A 17,580-nucleotide genomic window follows, 5' to 3' on the forward strand; every position below is an offset into this window, starting at 1 on the left:
TTGGCCGCGACGCGCGACACGCCCTTTGCGCGGACTCGATTTTTTTGCCGGAAGGTGAAGATTTTTTGCATTGCGGTAGGATTTCGAGATGAAGCATGACCAAAATACGACAACGTTTCAATCATGATGGGAAAGTCGTGCAGGCGCACTCCCCTTATAGCTGTAGTTTTACCAAGCTTGCGGCGCCGATACCGCCTGGGAGCTTGACCACAATCATTCTCGGATCGTGCGGCTTTCACCGTCGTTCGACAGGAGACGACTATCAGGCGCTTCACACTATCCGAGGACAATCTTCGATAAAACGCCGTCTTTGACATTGCTCCTCATCGAATTAACGCTACCTGTTGGCAGCATGGCAGCATTCATCACCGAGCAAACTGCCCATGAACGGTGAATGGAGACAGCCGAAAAGCCGATGGTTACGTCCCCGGGGATGAGCCGAAAACTCTTGGATTGAAAACCGTAAAGGCGGGAAAATGGCGTCAATAACGATTGTTATTCCGTTCTATCAGAAGCAGACGGGTGTTCTGCAACGCGCTTTGAGGTCGATATCTCGGCAGACGTTTCAGGATTTCGATATTCTCATCGTCGACGATGAATCACCGCTTGCCGTAGAAGGCGATCTGCAATCGCTGAGCGGTGAAGAGCGGGCGCGCATCAAGGTGATACGCCAGGCAAATGCCGGCCCGGGCGGGGCGCGCAACACCGGTCTCGACAATGTGCCGGTCGAAAGCCGGTTCGTGGCATTTCTGGATTCCGACGATGAATGGGCGCCGGATCACCTGCACAATGCATTCGAGACGCTGACGCGGCACGATGCCGATTGCTACTGGGATTCCATCGACGGAGGCGACGAATTTTCCTACCATTTCGGTATCGCGGAACTCGCCAAATCGGCTAGGAGCGTGCGGCTCTCCGAAAGGCCCTCGGTGATCGAGATCCCCGATATCGCCAGCGTCATGTTACAGGACTGGAGCTTTCTGCACATGTCCTGCATGGTAATCGGGCGCCCCCTCTTTGAGAAAATCCGCTTTGAACCCACGTTGCGGCTGGCGGCTGAAGACGTTCTTTTCTTTTGCGACTGCGTTCTGGCGGCCAAGCGCGTGTTGTTGTGCGAGCAGGCCGGTGCGCTGCGCGGCGAGGGCGTGAACATCTTCCACAGCATCGACAATGATTCACCGCAGTTCTTGCGTCAGCAGTTCAACACGTGGACGGCGCTCAATACGCTTGAGCAGAGATTTTCGCGCCGGCCGCAGGACGTCGCCACCATTCGGCACTACAAGAATCGTGCCCGCCGCCAGGCGCTCTGGAGCCAGGCGCGGCAGGTCAAGCGGCGGCAAATGCCGCAATTCGGACTGCTGGCGAAATGGGCCTTGCGCGACCCTGTCATTTTACAAAGCGCGATGAAGCTTGCCGTGGGCAAGCTCGCGCCCTAGATTTTGCAGCGCAGCATGAGCTGCGCATGCCGCATTGAAAGAGCCATGGCATGCCCCGCTATCGTTTGGATCAGCAAGGAGTCCTGCATGAAGCCGTTCCACTGGGAATCTACCCATGGCAATTTCGGTGACGATCTCAATCTCTGGCTCTGGGATTTTCTACTTCCCGGCCTCCGCGACGTTCATGAAGAAACATTGCTGGTCGGTGTCGGTACCGTTCTCAATACGGAGATATTGCCGACCGACGGCCACAAGCTCGTCATCGGCAGCGGTTTCGGCTACGGTTCGCTTCCCGATACGAGCGACAAGTCAAAATGGGACATCCGCAGTGTGCGCGGCCCGCTGACGGCGCAGAAAGTGGGCCTACCGGTTGAAATGGGCATTGTCGATCCGGCCGTGCTCGTCACCGAGATGCCGGAATTTCAGAACTTGCCGAAATCAGGCAAGCGCACCTTCATACCCCATTGGGAGTCGGCCGCCGCCGGTCTCTGGCCTGATATCTGCAAGACGGTCGGCCTTTCCTATCTCGATCCCCGCGGCGAGGCCAAAGCCGTGATCCGCGAGCTTGCGACATCCGAACTGATCGTCGCGGAGTCCATGCATGGCGCAATCCTTGCCGATGCCTTCCGCGTGCCGTGGATCGCGGTCAGCTCGTCGCGCTCGATCAACAGCTTCAAATGGAACGACTGGGCGCGCTCCCTCGGGGTCACCTATGCGCCGAAGCACATTCCAGTCTCCACCCGGGCCGAGGCGATCGCCAAGGGCGCCCGCTTCTGGGGCGTCGGTTTCGAGCGCGATCAACAGGCGGCAGCCGAGCTTGAAAAGCAGCGGTATGGGGGAACCGTGCTGCTTGCCGACCCTGAACAGACCCCGCTTCGGGTGATGGCCAAGCAGGCGCTTGCCATGCCTTCGGCGCTCGCGCTGTGGCAGGCGAGCAAGGCAAAGCCACAGCTGAGCAAGGATAGCGCGCTCGCCTCCTGCAAGGAGCGCCTGCTGGACGTAATCGAGGGCGTGCGGCGCGACTACCTGTAAATCTGGTGGATCCCTATTCCGGAGCGGCCTGCAAAAGATAACGCAGGCCGTTCGCTCCTGAATGGGCGATCGGCGCACCGCCACCCTTGCGGAAGCGCTCGGTTTTATCGGCGAGGATTCCGCCCGCTATGGCCGGAACGGCGAAGGGATGGCGAAGCGCGTAGGAGGCCGCAGCACCCAGGCCCGATTGCGATTTGATGTCGAGGAAATGCCGCAGTTCGTAGCGGTCGCGAATATGGCGCTCATGGCGGCGGAGCGCGTCCGCGTCGACCGGCGAGAGGCCGCCTTTTGCCAGAATCGCCCGATCGGCCTCGTAGAGCCGCCGTAAATCCTCGGTCCTGTGCCGACCGCTCAGGGAATCACTGCGCACGACTGCGCCATAACCGCAACTATGAATGATCTTGTAGCGCGCCGCACTGGCGAGCGCGCGCGCATAGAGGTCGTAATCCTCGCCCAGGCGCAGCGTTTCATTGTACCGCAAGCCGTGAGCATCCAGAAAGGAGCGGCGCATGAGCGGCTTCAGAAAGCCGATCTCACCGCGGCGGACGCCCCGCTTGGAGATATTGCCCTCGACGAAGGCAACGAGATCGAGAAAGCGTGGCTTCGCATCGAAATGATCGAGCCTGGTATAGGCATCCGAAACCCCATCGGCATTGACGAAAGCGATGTTGTCGGCAACGAAGTCCCAGTCATCCGCGGCAAGCAGCGACTTGAAGCGTCCGGGGAAGAAGAAATCATCCGCATCGAGGATGCTGATCAGCGGGGCACGCGAGACCTCGATGGCATGATTGCGCGCTGCCGCCGGACCGCGATTCTTCTCGAATTCGCAAATCATCAGTCTGCCGCTGCCGTCATCGGCCTTGCTGGCCGCTGCAGCGGTACCGTCAGTCGAACCGTCATCAATGACGACGACTTCGGCCACCTCGGGCTCTCGAAGCGCCGACGCGACGGCCAAGCCAATAGTGTCGCCGGCATTCTTTGCCGCGATGATTACACAGACGCTTTTTCCGGCACTGTCAGTCACATCAGTCTCCATGGTTCTGCCGAAGACTTAGGACATGGCTGCGATCCGACAACCGTTCGGTCGCCAAAAGATATCTGATATCCCGGTGTCAGGGATTGAACGGCTCGGACCGATTGAGGCTGGGTGCCGGCAGGCCGCCGACCTTGGCATCCTCCGCAACCGGCATCGCCACCTTGTCACTGTTCAACAGCGCATCGCGCTCCCTGCGCTCTTTCCAAACAAGATAGAGCACGCCCAGGAAATATCCGATCTGCAGAAGCACGGCGCAAATCGCCGTTTCGATTAGTGTCGTCGAAAGAGAATTCGTCAGGAAGTAGGTCGCGACAGCAAAGACGACCAGCGTGCCCAGCATGCTAATGAAAACGCGCGGCGCATACATAGTGCTACCTCGCCCGCTCAAACATTACAAAAAATGCGATCAAGGTCTTTCCTCCCTTATCAGACCTGAATGCCAAATATATTTTATGATTCATTGAAATTCAACCAAGTGTCAACGATCCGTTACGAATTGACACGATCCTAACCCCGCGCCCGTTAAAACTACACCTCGATTATAATTACAATTGAATTTGTTCTTTTTCTTCGATGCAACCGAGGGAAGATCGGCCAACAATCCGCAATCTTTTGGACACAAATTGGCCGTCTTCATCATGCCGGCGCTCCGACAATTCAATCAACTTTTATTACAAAGTCCCGAGATAGCCCGCATCGGCATGTGCATCGCAATATATTGCTGCAATGCAATATTCCCTACGGAGAATCAAGTTAGCGGACGGTCAGGCAAGAGCGCTTAGAGGCTAGCCATGCGTCTGACAATGAACAAACTAACCCTCGCACCTATAACATTCTGCAAAATAGCGATCGATTGGGCGAGAGAACTACCGATAGGGCAGTTATACGGAGTTTGGCACAGTATAAGCCGCACATAAATAATCACTAAATTAAAGATGCGCATCGTTAGAGCGGTAATTGAATACCTCAATACCATATCGCTACAAAAGTTTGGCGCAAAAAGTCAAAATCCCGGCCTACACTCCCGCTATCTTAGCTCTAGTTACGCGTCCGAGAATTCCCGACCAATCGCCAACATAAATGGAGCTTTCTCTATGAAGTCTGCGACGAGATCGGCCACACCGGCTTTTTTCAGCGCCGCGGAAAGCGACGTCTTTCCGCCAACTGGTGGAGTGCTGAAACGCATTTTCGACGTCTCTGCCGCTCTAACCGCTCTGATCCTCATCAGCCCGCTTTTCCTGATGCTGATGCTACTGGTAAAGCTTTCTGATGGCGGTCCAGCCTTCTATGGCCACCGCCGTATCGGCCACAGCGGCAAAAGCTTCCCCTGCCTCAAGTTTCGGACCATGGTCGTCAACGGCGACAAGGTGCTGCAGGCATATCTGCAGGCCAATCCGAAAGCGATGGAGGAGTGGCGTGCCACCCGCAAGCTGCAGAATGATCCCCGCGTAACCCTTGTCGGTGCGGTGCTGCGCAAGCTCAGCCTCGATGAGCTGCCGCAGCTCATCAACATCATCCGCGGCGAAATGAGTATCGTTGGCCCACGCCCGGTCGTGGAAGACGAACTCGAACTCTACGAGACAGCTGCGATCTACTATCTGCAATCCCGCCCTGGCCTGACAGGCCTCTGGCAGGTCAGCGGCCGCAACGACGTCTCCTATGCCAGCCGTGTCGCCTTCGACACGCATTACGTCAAGAACTGGTCGCTCGGCAGCGACATGATGATCATTGCCAAAACCATTCCTGCAGTCTGCCTTTCTCGTGGCAGCTACTGAAAACGACCGGCAGATACCCGCAGGAGGTTTCCTGCGGCATTCCCGCACTTGGCGGGACTGCGATCCAATAACAGGGAAGATCCTGCATGATTGAATTTCGGCCTTTAAAGAGGCTTGTTCGCGTAAACACATCTTTTCGGCGCGTAGCTTTCGCCGCCGTCTGCCTCTGCGCGGCATCGGCCGCGGCCCACGCCGACAATATTCCCGGATATCACCTGGGCGTCATGGACAAGCTGCATGTCCGCGTTGCCGAATGGCAGACCGCCGAGGGCACCATTCGTGACTGGGCGGTCGTCTCGGGCGATTACACGGTCGGCCCTTCCGGCTCGATCTCCATCCCTTTCATCGGTGACATGCCCGCCATGGGCAAGACGACGGACGAGATCGCCGAAGCTATCGGCATCGGCCTGCAGAAACAGTTCGGCCTGCGCGATCGCCCGTCGGCCTCCGTCGAAATGTCGCAGTTTCGACCGATCTACCTTTCCGGAGAGGTCCAAAATCCGGGTGAGTTTCCCTTTGCGCCCAATCTGACCGTGCTTAAGGCCGTGAGCCTCGGCGGCGGCATGCGCCGTGCAGATGCAGGTCAGCGCTTTGCGCGCGATTTCATCAACGCCAAGGGTGATGCGGTCGTCTATATGGCCGAGCGCGGACGCCTGCTGATGCGCAAGGCACGTCTGCTTGCCGAATTGGCCGGTAAGGACGAGATCGAGGTCCCCTCAGAACTCAAGCAATTGCCGCAAGCATCTGCCCTGCTCGCAAGCGAGAAAGCGCTGATGGATACACGCAGTCAGCGCATGAAGACGCAGCTGCAATCCCTGGAAGATCTGAAGACGCTCTTGCAGAACGAAGTCGAAGCTCTTGCGAAGAAGAACGATACGCAGAGCCGTCAGCTGGAACTGGCGAAGGCCGACCGTGACAAGGTCGAAAGCCTTGCCGAACGGGGGCTGGAACTAGCGTCTCGCCGGATTTCCGCCGAGCAGCGCGCATCCGATCTGGAGGCCACACTTCTGGATACCGAGACGGCGTCGCTGAAGGCCAAGCAGGACATCAACAAGGCCAATCAGGACGAAAACACGCTGCATAACGATTGGCAGAGCTCGCTGGCGAAGGATATGCAGGACACCGACACGGAGCTGGAAACGCTGCAGCTGAAACTTTCCACCAGCCAGTCCCTCATGCAGGAAGCGGTCGCCCAGTCGGCCGATGCCAGCAACCTCGATCCCAGCGGGCAAAGCGTGAGCATCACCTATACGATCATTCGCGACGACAAAGGCCAGACGAAGGAAATTACGGCCCAGGAGAATACCCAGGTGCTGCCCGGTGACCTAATCAAGGTCAGCACCGGTCTTGCAATACGATAGGGAGAGCTGATGCGGATCGCCAAATCGGTCTTCGTCCGTCCGGGAAGCAACGCTACCTACGGCATGGTGGCGACTGCACTGTCTTTGTTCGTCTTTGCCTATTCCCCTCGCTTCGGCCAGCCTTCCATTCTGCTTTACTACACCCTGTGGTTTCCGCTCGTTCTGATGGACTATCGCAACGTGCTGGGCAACTATCGGAAGCAGCTCTGGCTCTTCGCGTTCGGCGTCCTGACCTGCCTGTCGATCTTCTGGTCGGCTGCCCCTCCGGTGACCGCGCGCGCAGCGATACAATATATGACGCACATCATCTGCGCCCTGATCGCCATGCGCACGCTGGATATCCGCACGCTGACCCGCGGCGCGATCGCCGGCACCGGCATCGTGCTCATCTATTCGATTCTATTCGGATATTATGCCTATGATCCCATCGACGGGAACTACAGCTTCGTCGGCGCCTTCGATTCCAAGAACCAGCTCGGCTTCTATGCATCGCTCGGTATCTATTTCGCTTTTGCGGCCGTCTTCATCCTCGGCGAACGCCGAATCTGGATGGTCGGCGCGGGAATTGCCGGACTGCTGTCGGCCTATTGTCTGCTTGCCTCGCAATCAGCGACTTCGGTCCTGACCACGGGATTGGTCGTGATGCTCGGTCTCAGCATGCGCGTCATTCTTTTCCTGTCGCCGAAGCAGCGCAAGACGCTGTTTGCTGCGGTCGCCATTTCCGTTGTCGTCCTTGCAGTTGCCGGCGTCTATCTCGGCGCTGTCGATCTGGTGCTCGGCGCCTTCGGCAAGGATTCGACACTGACGGGCCGTACCTATCTCTGGCAACAGGGTATCGCGGCAGCGCAATTGAACCCCTTCTTCGGGGTCGGCTATCAGGCCTATTGGGTCCAGGGCTTTTCCGAACCGGAGCGCCTGTGGGAAGAATTCTTCATCGCTTCGCGCACGGGCTTCCATTTCCACAACACCTATATCGAAACGACAGTCGAAACCGGGCTGGTCGGCGTCCTCTTGCTTGCCTCGATACTGCTGACGACGGTCATCGGCCATATCAGTCGCTTCTTGAGCGACAACAGGAATGACGAATCCTACGTGCTACTGGGTGTAGCAATACTGCTTCTGATCCGCTCCTTCGTCGAGATCGACATTCTCAACCCGTATCATGTCGGCTCTTTCCTGTTCTACTTCTCGGCAGGAAAGCTATCGATGCGGACGCGCGTGCCGAAGGCCGATCCTCTCGTTTCCTACGACCGGATGGAATTTGCGCCACCGGCGAACTGGGAGCCGCGAACCGGCCGATGAAAACGCTTTACGGAATCCAATATCTTCGCGCCTTTGCCGCCCTCGCCGTGGTGCTGTTCCATGCGGCGGAGCGCAGCGGGAGCCATTTCCGCATCGGCGCGGCTGGCGTCGATATCTTCTTCGTCATCAGCGGCTTCATCATGTGGACAATGAGCGAGCGCAGGCCGGTGACGCCACTGCGCTTCCTGCTCGACCGCCTGCAACGGATCGCGCCATCCTATTGGATCGTCACGGCGATCATGATCGTCGGCGCGATCGTCGGCCTGTTCCCGAACATGAAGCTGACGGCAGGCCACATCGCCGGCTCGCTCCTGTTCATTCCGGTGCGCTCTCCGAGCAACGGCGAGATCTGGCCGGTGCTGGTGCAGGGCTGGACGCTGAACTTCGAGATGTTCTTCTACGTCCTCTTTGCAGCCTGCCTGTTCCTGCCGCGGCGTCTGCGCCTTGGCGGCATGATCGGCATCTTTGCCGCCTTCGTCATTGTCGGCGCCATCTTTGCCCCGCAATCGCCGATGCTTGCCACCTATACAAGGCCGATCATCCTGGAATTCGTGGCTGGCGCCGTCCTCGGACAGCTGTGGCTCAAGGGAAATGTTCCCGGCGCCGGTCTCGGTCTTGCCCTGATCATCGCATCGATCTCGGGCTTTGCCGCAATCGAGATATTCGGCCTCGAGTTCAACGAGATTACCTGCGGCCCGCTCGCCATCGCGCTCGTGCTGGGCATGGTTTCGGTGGAGCGCAGTGGCAGGCTGCCGGAAATTCCACCGCTCACCTATCTCGGGAACAGCTCCTATTCCATCTATCTCTGGCATACCCTGGCGATCTCAGTGATCGCAAAGCTCGTGGCCTCCACACCGATCCCTTCAGATGTCACCGCCTTCATCGGCGCGATAGCGGGTACCCTGCTCGGCATCTTTGCCTATGAGCTTGTCGAAAAGCCGATGCGCAATTTGTTGCGAAACGTCAGCTGGCGAAGAGCGCGCCCTTCGCCAGCGTGAGGGCATGATCCAACCTCACATGCGCCGGCGGCGCAACTGATCGAAATAGACGATGACGATGATCAGCACGCCGGTGATGATGCGCTGCCAGAAAGAGTTCAGGTTCAGGAGATTGGCGCCGTTGTTGATCGTGGCCAGAATGAAGGCGCCGATCAGCGGGCCATAGACGGAGCCGACAGCGCCGAACAGGCTGGTGCCGCCGATGACGGACGATGCGATCGCCTGCAGCTCCCAGCCATCCGCCTGCGTGGCATTGCCGATGGCAATGCGCGAAGCAAGCAGCACGCCGACGAAGGCGGCGCAGGTTCCCGACAAAATATAAGCGAGGTAGATCATCCCGTTGACGTTGACGCCGGAGAGCCGCGCCGCCTCGCGGTTGGAGCCGACGGCGAAAAGATAGCGGCCCCACCGACTCAAATGCAGGAAGACGACGGCCGGGATCGCCACGAAGATGACCATCCAGAACAGACTCGGGATGCCCAGGAAATCGGCGACAGCGAAATTGGTGAAATCGTCATTGACGATGTTGATGGTCGAGCCGTTGGTAATGAGCAGGCCGATACCGCGCAGGGACGTCAGCGTTGCCAGCGTGATGATGAAGGGCGGCAGACCCATGCGCACGATGCCGAAACCATGGAACGCGCCGATCAGCACACCGAACAACAGGGTGATCAAGATGGCAGCCCAGACCGGAAATCCGGCTTGAAGCAGCCAGGCGACGATGACGGTACAGAAGCCGACGATTGCTCCCACGGAGAGATCGATACCCGCGGTGATGATGACGAAGGTCTGGCCCAGCGCAAGAATGGCCGTCATCGATCCCTGGCGCGCCAGGTTGGTGATGTTGAGCGGCGTCCAGAACTTATCGGTCCAGAATCCGAGCACAACCCAGAGAGCCAAGAGGAGCAGGATCAGCGTCAAGCTGAAGAGGATATTCATCTTGCGTCGCGGCGCGACGGCGGGGCCTTCTGTGGTGTTCGCGGCCATTCTTGTTCTCCCTCTTTCGACTTGTTTATCGTTCAGACGCAATCGCCTCGCCGAGGACTTCCTCATGCGTTGCGGCGTGAAAATCATGGCTGGCAACCAGCTGGCCGTGTCGGAAGACATGCAGACGATCGGCGAGCTCATAAACCTCGGGCAGATAGGACGAGATGACGATGATGCCCGCCCCGTCGCGAAGCAGCTTGGCGAAGAGCCGGTAGATCTCCGCCTTGGTGCCGACATCGACGCCGACGGTCGGCTCATCGAAGATGAACAGCTTGGCGCCATGACTCAGCCATTTGCCGATCACGACCTTCTGCTGATTGCCGCCCGACATGGCGGAAACCAGGACCCGCCGGCTCGGCGTCTTGATGCTGAGATCGCGGATCTGCTTGTCGGCGTTTACAGCCTCATTCCTATTGTTGATGATCGGACCGTGGCTCAGCCGTTTGAACACGGGCAGATTGATGTTGAGGCCGATCGGCAGATTGAGGCAGAGCCCCTGATCGCGACGGCTCTCCGGCGCGAGCGCAATGCCGAGCTCCATCGCGTCGCGTTCGTTGCGGATTTCGACCTTGCGTCCCTTCCAATGGATTTCTCCTGCCGTGACCGGCTGGCGGCCATAAAGGCCAAGGGCAAATTCGCTGCGGCCGGCACCGATCAGCCCATAGAGCCCGACGATCTCGCCAGCCCGGACAGACAAGGAAATATCCTCGAAACCGGGGCCGGAGAGGCCGCGCGTCTCCAGGATCGTGTCGCCGATCGGGATCTTTTCCTTGTGGTAGATCTGCTCGATCGAGCGATTGATCATCAGCTTGATCAATTCGTCCTCATTGGTCTCGCTGATCGTGCGCGTGCCGACATGCGTGCCGTCGCGCAGCACGGAAACGCGATCGGCGAGCTCGAAGACCTCTTCCATGCGGTGGCTGATATAGACGATCGTCACGCCTTCGCTCTGCAGACGCCGGATCAGCTTGAACAGTTGTGCCGATTCCTTTCGCGTGAGATAGGCGGTCGGCTCGTCGAAGATCAGGAACTGGGTGCCACGCATCGCGGCCCTTGCGGTCGCGACCAACTGCTGCTGACCAATGGTGAGAGAGCTCAGGAGTTCGGCGGCGGGCAGTCCGAAGCCGAGGTCGTCAAGTACCGTCTGGGCCATAGCGACCATCTGCTTCTTGCGCATCAGGCCAAAACGATTGACCTCGTCGCCGAGAAAGAGATTGGCCGCAACCGTCAGGTGCGGACAAAGGACGACCTCCTGATGCACCGCATTGATGCCGCGGGCAATCGCCTCATTGGGATTGGCAAGGGCGACCGGATGGCCGCACCAGAGTATCTCGCCGGCCGTCCTGGTGATGACGCCGGTCAGAAGCTTGATAAGCGTCGATTTGCCGGCTCCGTTCTCGCCGACAATGGCATGGATCTCGCCCGCCAGGAACGTGACGGTCGCCGGTTTCAGCGCCTCGACATAGCCATAGCGCTTCTGCAACCCCTTGAGCTCGAGAATGGGCGAGCCGGCCGGAATGCGGCTTGCTTCCGTCTTGGTCGTGTCATCGTGCCGATGGCTGATTTCTTCGAGGCTCGTCATGGGGTCTCCTCCCTCTCGCATCGCCGCGCGACCGCCCATAAGGCGGACAGAGCGTGATGCCAAAAGTGTGAGCGGTTTTCGACATCACGCTCTAGTTTTTTGCTTCTAGAGCGGATTCAGATTTTAGGTCGAATAGACCTAAAATCATCCGGCTCTGGACGAAAAGGCTGCGCCCGACGGATCGGGCGCAGCCTCCAAGCCTTACTTGACCTTCGGGTTCAACAGGGCGTCGATCTTCGGATCGCTCATGTTCGCCTTGGTGACCAAGTTGGCGCCGGTGTCGACATTTGCCGCAACCTTTTCCTTCTTGGAGGCGGCGAGCGCCGTCTTGATGCCGTCGTAGCCCATGCGATACGGATCCTGCACCACGAGACCGGCGAGAACGCCCGACTTCAGGAAGCCAACTGTTTTGTCGTCATTGTCGAAGCCGATCACCTTGATCTTGTCGCCGAGCTTGTTTTCGGCGATTGCCTGGCCGACGCCCTGCGCCATGATCAGGTTGGAGGCGAAGACGCCGACCAGCTTCGGATTGGCGGTAATCAGGTCGGTCATCATGTTGAGACCCGTGGTGGCCTGACCGTCCGCATACTTATCGGCGACGACTTTTAGGCCCGGATACTTGCTCTTGACCTGCTCCAGGAAGCCCTGACGACGCTGGTCGAGAGAGCCGACGCCCGGCAGGCTGGTGATGATGGCGATCTCACCCTCTTCCTTGCCGGTCATGCCCTTGATTGCTGCGGCAAGACCATCGGCGGCGATGCGGCCGCCCTGCGTGTTGTCGGTTGTCAGGAACGAGATGAAGGATTTGGAATCGGCAGCAGAGTCGATGCCGACCACCGGCACGGACTTGGCAGCTTGATCCACCGGCTTGCCGAGCGCCTTGAATTCGGTCGGCGAAATGACCACGGCGGCCGGCTTGCCGGCAACCGCGTTTTCGAGAATGCTGATCTGACCGTTGATATCGGATTCCGACTGCGCACCCAGCTCCGGCACCTTGACGCCGAGATCCTTGCCCGCCTGGCGTGCGCCGGCAAGAACGATCTGCCAGTAGAAGGACGTCGTGTCCTTGACGATGATGGGAATGGTCACATCGGCCGCGAAGGACTGCGCCGGCATGGCCATTGCGATGAAGGCAGCGCCGGCAAGACCGGCAAGGCTGCGACGGGTCAGAAGTGACTTGGCAATATTCATCTGCTTCTCCTCTCAACGCGCTCTGTTCTCCTGCACACCCGCCGTTGAACGCTTACGGCTCGGTATCGTGACGCCCTGAGGCATCACACATCGCGCAGCGGCATTGGCCACCGACGCCAAAACAGGCTTTCCTCCTCCTCGAAGCCGCCTATCCCGGCGGCCCGATAGCTCCTATCTCTGCCTACACCCGGACGGCCTCGTCTCCCAACGGGGGCGCAACCAGGGTCAATCCTTCAAATTCCGCATAGAGGCTGTCGGGAAGCCGAGGCTCCACGAGCTGCATATTGCGGATAAGACTTGTCGCTTTCGCCGTGCCGATCAGGACCGAGGCCACGCAAGGATGGCGCAATGGGAACTGCAGCGCCGGCTGGGCAAGCGGCAGGCCATGCTTGCGTGCGATTTCCTCCATCGCACCAACCTTGGCCACTACGTCCGGCGTTGCCGGAAGATAGTCGAAATGCGCGCCGGGCACAGGGCCGGTTGCAAGAATGCCGGAATTGAAGACGCCACCGACAACCAGCGACGTGCCCTTCTTCTCGCAAAGCGGCAGCAGCTCCGCGACCGCGGAACGGTCCAGCAGGGTATAACGGCCGGCAAGAAGAATACAGTCGATATCGGCTGCATGCATGACATCGAGGCAAACCGGCACCTCATTGACGCCGAGACCATAGGCCTTGATCGTGCCGGACGATTTCAGCTCCTCCAGCGCCCTCAACCCGGATCCCAGGAGCTGGCCGAGATAGCGCTCGTTCAGCGCCTTGCCGTGCGTATAGCCGCCAATGTCGTGGACGTAGACCATGTCGATGCGGTTGAGGCCGAGGCGGGCATAGCTGAACTCCACCGACCGCATGATGCCGTCATAGGAATAATCGTAGTCGGCATCGAACGGCAACGGATCGACATAGCCGTAATTCGGCACCTTGTCGCTTGGCACCGGACGCATCAGGCGTCCGACCTTGGTCGAGAGGACATAGCTGTCTTCCGGCTGGTCGCGCAGGAAATCGCCGACGTAACGCTCACCGAGGCCGAAGCCATACCAGGGCGCGACATCGAAATAGCGGATGCCGCTGTCCCAGGCAGCCTGCAAGGTTTCCATCGCCTGGTCGCGGGGGCAAGCGCGATAAAGGCCGCCCAATGCCGCAGCGCCGAAGCTGATTTCGGTGATCTCCAGGCCCGTCCTGCCGATCGTTCTTTTCTTCATCACCTCTCCCTTGTGATGACGCTATTTCAATTTCCATCGCATCCGGCCACTGAAGCCCGAACACTTATGTCCTGCAATATCCATCGATGGTGACAAGGCCGGAACCATAGCTGACCGCTGCCCTTTGGCAGAAGGATCCGAGACCGGTCATTCACTTCTCTCCCTGATCATTGGCGTAACGGGAAGTTTTCAACATTCCATTCGCCAATTGCTTTTGTTTTTTATCTACAATAAACATTTTGGAGTCAACGAGGAAATCGCTGCCGCCCTGGAGGAAGGCGGGCAAGACGGTTCCGGCAATACTCCTGCAATCGACTGCCATTCGATAATGGTTTAGACAGCGCCGCCAACAAAGAGCGGTGACAGTAAGCGAGGGAGGAAATGGCGAGACAAAACACGCTCTTCAAGGAGGCATACAACCGTTATGCGGCCGGTCTAAAGGCCGATACCGCGCTGCCGAGCGAGCCCGAGATCGCCGCCGAACTCGGCGTCAGCCGCAGTACTGCGCGAGCCATCCTGATGCGTCTAAGTGACGCTGGCATCATTCTTTGGAACAAGCGGCAAAAGACCGTGCTCCGTCAGCCGACGCAGGACGATTTCTTTCCGGAGGAAGAAACCAATTCGCTGCACGATATCATCGAGCGCAGCTTCATGCTGCGCATCATGTCCGATGAAGCGCAGCCCGGCATGCAGATCAACGAGCTCGAACTGGCGCGCGAGATCGGGACCGGCACCTCCGTCGTGCGCGAGTTCCTCATCCGCTTCAGCCGCTTCGGCCTGATCGAAAAGCGGCCGAACAGCCATTGGATTCTCAAGGGCTTTACCAGGGAATTCGCGCTGGAACTGGCCGATGTGCGGGAAATGTTCGAAATGCATTCGGCCGCCGAATTCGGTCGCCTGCCACCGGATCATCATGCGTGGAAAGCGCTCAAGGCGATCGAGCGGGAACATCACGACCTGATCGAGGATTTCGATGTTCGCTACCGTGACTTTTCGCGCCTCGACGAGAAGCTTCACCTGCTCATCCATCGCGCTTCGAACAATCGCTTCATCGCCGATTTCTACGATGTCATCGCCATCGTGTTCCACTATCACTATCAATGGAACAAGACGTTCGCCCGCGAACGCAACGCCCGTGCCATCGCCGAGCATCTCGCCTATATCGAAGCGCTGCAATCGCGCGACCCGCAGCGGATCGACGCCGCCTGCCGCAGCCATCTCGCCTCGGCGCGACAGACGCTGCTGCAGTCTATCCCGCAGGCCGCAACTGAGCTCGCCGGGTCGGCCGCCTGAAAGCAGGAAGTCGGCCCGGCCTTCTTTCGCCGGGCGTCCCCGGGATCTCACCGACCGAGGCGATCGCGATCGCCCCTTCCGTTGGTCACAGCGCCGTCAGCGTCAGCTTACGGTTCGCGAAACGTGAAGAAGAGGCCTCGATCGTGATCGCGCCGACTTCACCCGTTGCCTGAAGCCAGAATCCGGTCGTGCCTCCTTGGAAGGCGATCACCTGCGGACCGATCATCCGTGCCGGGCCATCGACCTTGATGGTGACGATATCGTTGAGGAAGGGCAGACGCGAACCCGCCTGGTCGAGCGCGCGGACGATGACACGCACCGTATCCCGTTCCCCAGCGCGCAAGGTATCGGCATCGGCCTCGACCTGAAGCGTCGTCGGAAGTGGATTGGCGACCATCTTCAGCGCCGCCACCTGCTTGCCGCCGATATAGCCGGTGAACTGCACGTCCTCCCATTCCATGCCCCACACACCCAGCTCGTCGGGAGTGAAATTGCGGTGATCGAAAACGACGGGCGGATGCGGCAGATGCGGGAAGGTCTCGCGATCCGGGCCAAGACGCTTGGTAAGCGAACCATAACACAGTTCGACCTCATCGCAATTGGTCAGCACGATGAGCGGCAGGGCGCCGCCGATATTGCGCTCGCCGCGCGCCCAGATCGTCACCGGCTTCATGACGACCTCTTCGGAGGGTTCGCACTGGCTGGCATAGGCGTAAGCGGCGAATTTCGGTTCGCGGAACATGTCCATGACGCCGTGGTAGCAAATGCGGTCGCCCGAGCCGAAATCGCTATGAGTATTGTAATCGAACATGCACCATCCGATGGCGCCGGAGATCGAGGGGTCGCCATAGGCGGCATTCAAGACCTCCAGATGACGGCGCACATGCTCGGCCTGGCGCTGCTCCTGATCGTAGATCTTCGTCGGATACATATGGCCGCCGAATTCAGTGATCAAATAGGGCACATCCTTGGAAAGACCGGTGTTTTCCTGCTGGGGCCTCAGCGGCGTGCGCGGCCGGTTGGCGCCCGGCAGTTCCTCGTTGCCGAGAATGAAATCGTTCATCGTATAGACGTCCTCGAGCATTTCGCTCTCGGTGATGTAGCGAACGCCGCCGGTCTGGCGCGTCGGATCGAGTTCGCGCGCAAGCCGGTTCGTCTCGGCGTAAAAATCATGTGAATCCTGGGATTCGTTGATGCGCACGCCCCAGATGATGATCGAGGGATGGTTCCAGTCACGCTCGATCATGCGCAGCACGTTGCGGATCGATTCCTGCTGCCATTCCTTACCGCCGATATGCTGCCAACCTGGGATCTCCTCGAAAACCAGAAGGCCGATGCGGTCGCAATGCTCGAGGAACCACTTCGACTGCGGGTAATGCGAGGTGCGCACGATATTGCACTTCAGCGTTTGCTTCATGATCTCGGCGTCACGCTCCTGCGCCGACCGGCCCATGGCGTAGCCGACATAGGGGAAAGCCTGATGCCGGTTCAGCCCACGCAATTTCAGTTTCCTGCCGTTCAACAGAAAACCTTCGGCAGTAAAAGTGGCAACGCGGAAGCCGAAGGTTGCGGTGAGGCTATCCGAACCATGATCGGTCGCAAGCTCGACTTCAGCCGTATAAAGCGCGGGATTGTCGAGGTCCCAGAGCGAAATATCCGCCAGACGATCGAACGCAACCGTCACGCTCCCGCCGGAGGTTTCGCCGCGCGCAAAGGCCAGCACTGTGCCGTCAGGGCCGCGCAACGTGACGGTTGCCGTGCCCTTGAAAGCGAGATTTTGCGGATTGGCGAAATCACAACGCACGGTCGCGGACTTGAGATCGGCAAGCACATTGCCGGTCTCGACCTTGATGTTGGCGATCGATACCGGAGCCGCGAGCTTGAGCCAGACGTCGCGATAGATGCCGGCATAGGTCAAATAATCGATCCGGCCGCCGAAGGGCGGGATTTCCGGGTTCTCGCTGCCATCGATCTTGACGGTGAGAAGGTTCTCGCCGTGCTGCAGGCGGCCGGTCAAGCGCGCCTCGAAAGGCGTATAGCCGTCCTTGTGGGCGACGATCTCCTCGCCGTTCAAATAGACGACGGCATCGGCCATGGCGGCGTCGAAGATCAGCGACACCTCCCGCCCGGCAAAATCGTCGCTCCAATTCAATATCTTCTGATAGGTGAAAGCGCGCTGATAGGATTTCTCGTCGAAATAGTTGAACGGCAGTTCGACTGCATTATGCGGCAGCGTCACGATCTGCCCCTCTTGCGGGCGGCCGGCATCTGCGGGCGAGAACCCTTCACGGAACGTCCAGGATTCGTTGAAGGCGACAACAGAACGCATATTCAATCCTATCGATAGAGCCCGTCGCATCCGGGACGAACATATGTTGGCTGGAAA

At 58.9% G+C, this 17,580-nt stretch carries 14 protein-coding genes; 7 read left to right on the forward strand and 7 right to left on the reverse strand.

Features of this window, described 5'->3' with window-relative positions:
* Positions 1 to 476: 476 nt before the first annotated feature.
* Together FHT28_RS10485 and FHT28_RS10490 are read left to right on the forward strand one after the other, a co-directional pair.
* The gene (locus tag FHT28_RS10485) at positions 477 to 1,436 is read left to right on the forward strand and encodes a glycosyltransferase family 2 protein (RefSeq protein WP_168596202.1); all 960 of its coding nucleotides are present in this window, start codon (positions 477 to 479) and stop codon (positions 1,434 to 1,436) included.
* 87 nt (positions 1,437 to 1,523) lie between these two features.
* The gene (locus FHT28_RS10490; protein WP_037192753.1) at positions 1,524 to 2,468 is read left to right on the forward strand and encodes a polysaccharide pyruvyl transferase family protein; all 945 of its coding nucleotides are present in this window, start codon (positions 1,524 to 1,526) and stop codon (positions 2,466 to 2,468) included.
* A 13-nt stretch (positions 2,469 to 2,481) separates the two neighbouring features.
* Here the strand turns inward: FHT28_RS10490 and FHT28_RS10495 are convergent, their stop codons facing one another.
* Positions 2,482 to 3,492, reverse strand: coding sequence for a glycosyltransferase family 2 protein (locus FHT28_RS10495; protein ID WP_037193280.1), 1,011 nt, complete (start codon positions 3,490 to 3,492; stop codon positions 2,482 to 2,484).
* A gap of 88 nt (positions 3,493 to 3,580) precedes the next feature.
* Positions 3,581 to 3,871 (reverse strand): exopolysaccharide production repressor protein, encoded by a 291-nt coding sequence (locus FHT28_RS10500; RefSeq protein WP_037192755.1) that lies wholly within the window; start codon positions 3,869 to 3,871, stop codon positions 3,581 to 3,583.
* Positions 3,872 to 4,598: 727 nt separating this feature from the next.
* Here FHT28_RS10500 and FHT28_RS10505 point away from each other — a divergent pair.
* From FHT28_RS10505 to FHT28_RS10520, 4 genes are all read left to right on the forward strand, one after another.
* Positions 4,599 to 5,279: a sugar transferase gene (locus FHT28_RS10505; RefSeq protein WP_037192757.1), complete on the forward strand. Its 681-nt coding sequence runs from the start codon at positions 4,599 to 4,601 to the stop codon at positions 5,277 to 5,279.
* An 86-nt stretch (positions 5,280 to 5,365) separates the two neighbouring features.
* Positions 5,366 to 6,640 (forward strand): polysaccharide biosynthesis/export family protein, encoded by a 1,275-nt coding sequence (locus FHT28_RS10510; RefSeq protein ID WP_168596203.1) that lies wholly within the window; start codon positions 5,366 to 5,368, stop codon positions 6,638 to 6,640.
* Between the two features lie 9 nt (positions 6,641 to 6,649).
* Entirely contained in the window at positions 6,650 to 7,942 is a 1,293-nt protein-coding gene (locus FHT28_RS10515) for an O-antigen ligase (RefSeq protein WP_037192761.1), read from the forward strand.
* A complete protein-coding gene (locus tag FHT28_RS10520; protein WP_037192763.1) occupies positions 7,939 to 8,940 on the forward strand; it encodes an acyltransferase in 1,002 nt (333 codons plus the stop codon). Before FHT28_RS10515 ends, FHT28_RS10520 begins: the two co-directional genes overlap by 4 nt.
* 15 nt (positions 8,941 to 8,955) lie before the next feature.
* Here FHT28_RS10520 and FHT28_RS10525 read toward each other — a convergent pair whose 3' ends face one another.
* The 4 genes from FHT28_RS10525 to FHT28_RS10540 form a co-directional block, all read right to left on the reverse strand.
* Positions 8,956 to 9,927 carry an ABC transporter permease gene (locus FHT28_RS10525; protein ID WP_037192765.1) on the reverse strand — a complete coding sequence of 324 codons (972 nt, stop codon included), beginning with the start codon at positions 9,925 to 9,927 and terminating at the stop codon, positions 8,956 to 8,958.
* 25 nt (positions 9,928 to 9,952) lie between these two features.
* Positions 9,953 to 11,509: a sugar ABC transporter ATP-binding protein gene (locus tag FHT28_RS10530; RefSeq protein ID WP_037192767.1), complete on the reverse strand. Its 1,557-nt coding sequence runs from the start codon at positions 11,507 to 11,509 to the stop codon at positions 9,953 to 9,955.
* A gap of 201 nt (positions 11,510 to 11,710) precedes the next feature.
* On the reverse strand, positions 11,711 to 12,700 hold the full coding sequence (locus FHT28_RS10535) for an ABC transporter substrate-binding protein (protein WP_037192770.1): 990 nt from the start codon (positions 12,698 to 12,700) through the stop codon (positions 11,711 to 11,713).
* A 181-nt stretch (positions 12,701 to 12,881) separates the two neighbouring features.
* The gene (locus FHT28_RS10540; protein ID WP_168596204.1) at positions 12,882 to 13,901 is read right to left on the reverse strand and encodes an aldo/keto reductase; all 1,020 of its coding nucleotides are present in this window, start codon (positions 13,899 to 13,901) and stop codon (positions 12,882 to 12,884) included.
* A gap of 381 nt (positions 13,902 to 14,282) precedes the next feature.
* On the opposite strand from FHT28_RS10540, the gene FHT28_RS10545 reads away from it, so the two are divergent.
* Positions 14,283 to 15,194, forward strand: coding sequence for a GntR family transcriptional regulator (locus FHT28_RS10545; RefSeq protein ID WP_037192774.1), 912 nt, complete (start codon positions 14,283 to 14,285; stop codon positions 15,192 to 15,194).
* Positions 15,195 to 15,279: 85 nt separating this feature from the next.
* On the opposite strand, the gene FHT28_RS10550 is transcribed toward FHT28_RS10545, so the two are convergent.
* Positions 15,280 to 17,523: a glycoside hydrolase family 2 protein gene (locus FHT28_RS10550; protein ID WP_168596205.1), complete on the reverse strand. Its 2,244-nt coding sequence runs from the start codon at positions 17,521 to 17,523 to the stop codon at positions 15,280 to 15,282.
* Positions 17,524 to 17,580: the final 57 nt, after the last annotated feature.

Origin of the sequence: Rhizobium sp. SG570, from assembly GCF_012275345.1 — a bacterium.
Lineage (GTDB): Bacteria > Pseudomonadota > Alphaproteobacteria > Rhizobiales > Rhizobiaceae > Rhizobium > Rhizobium lusitanum.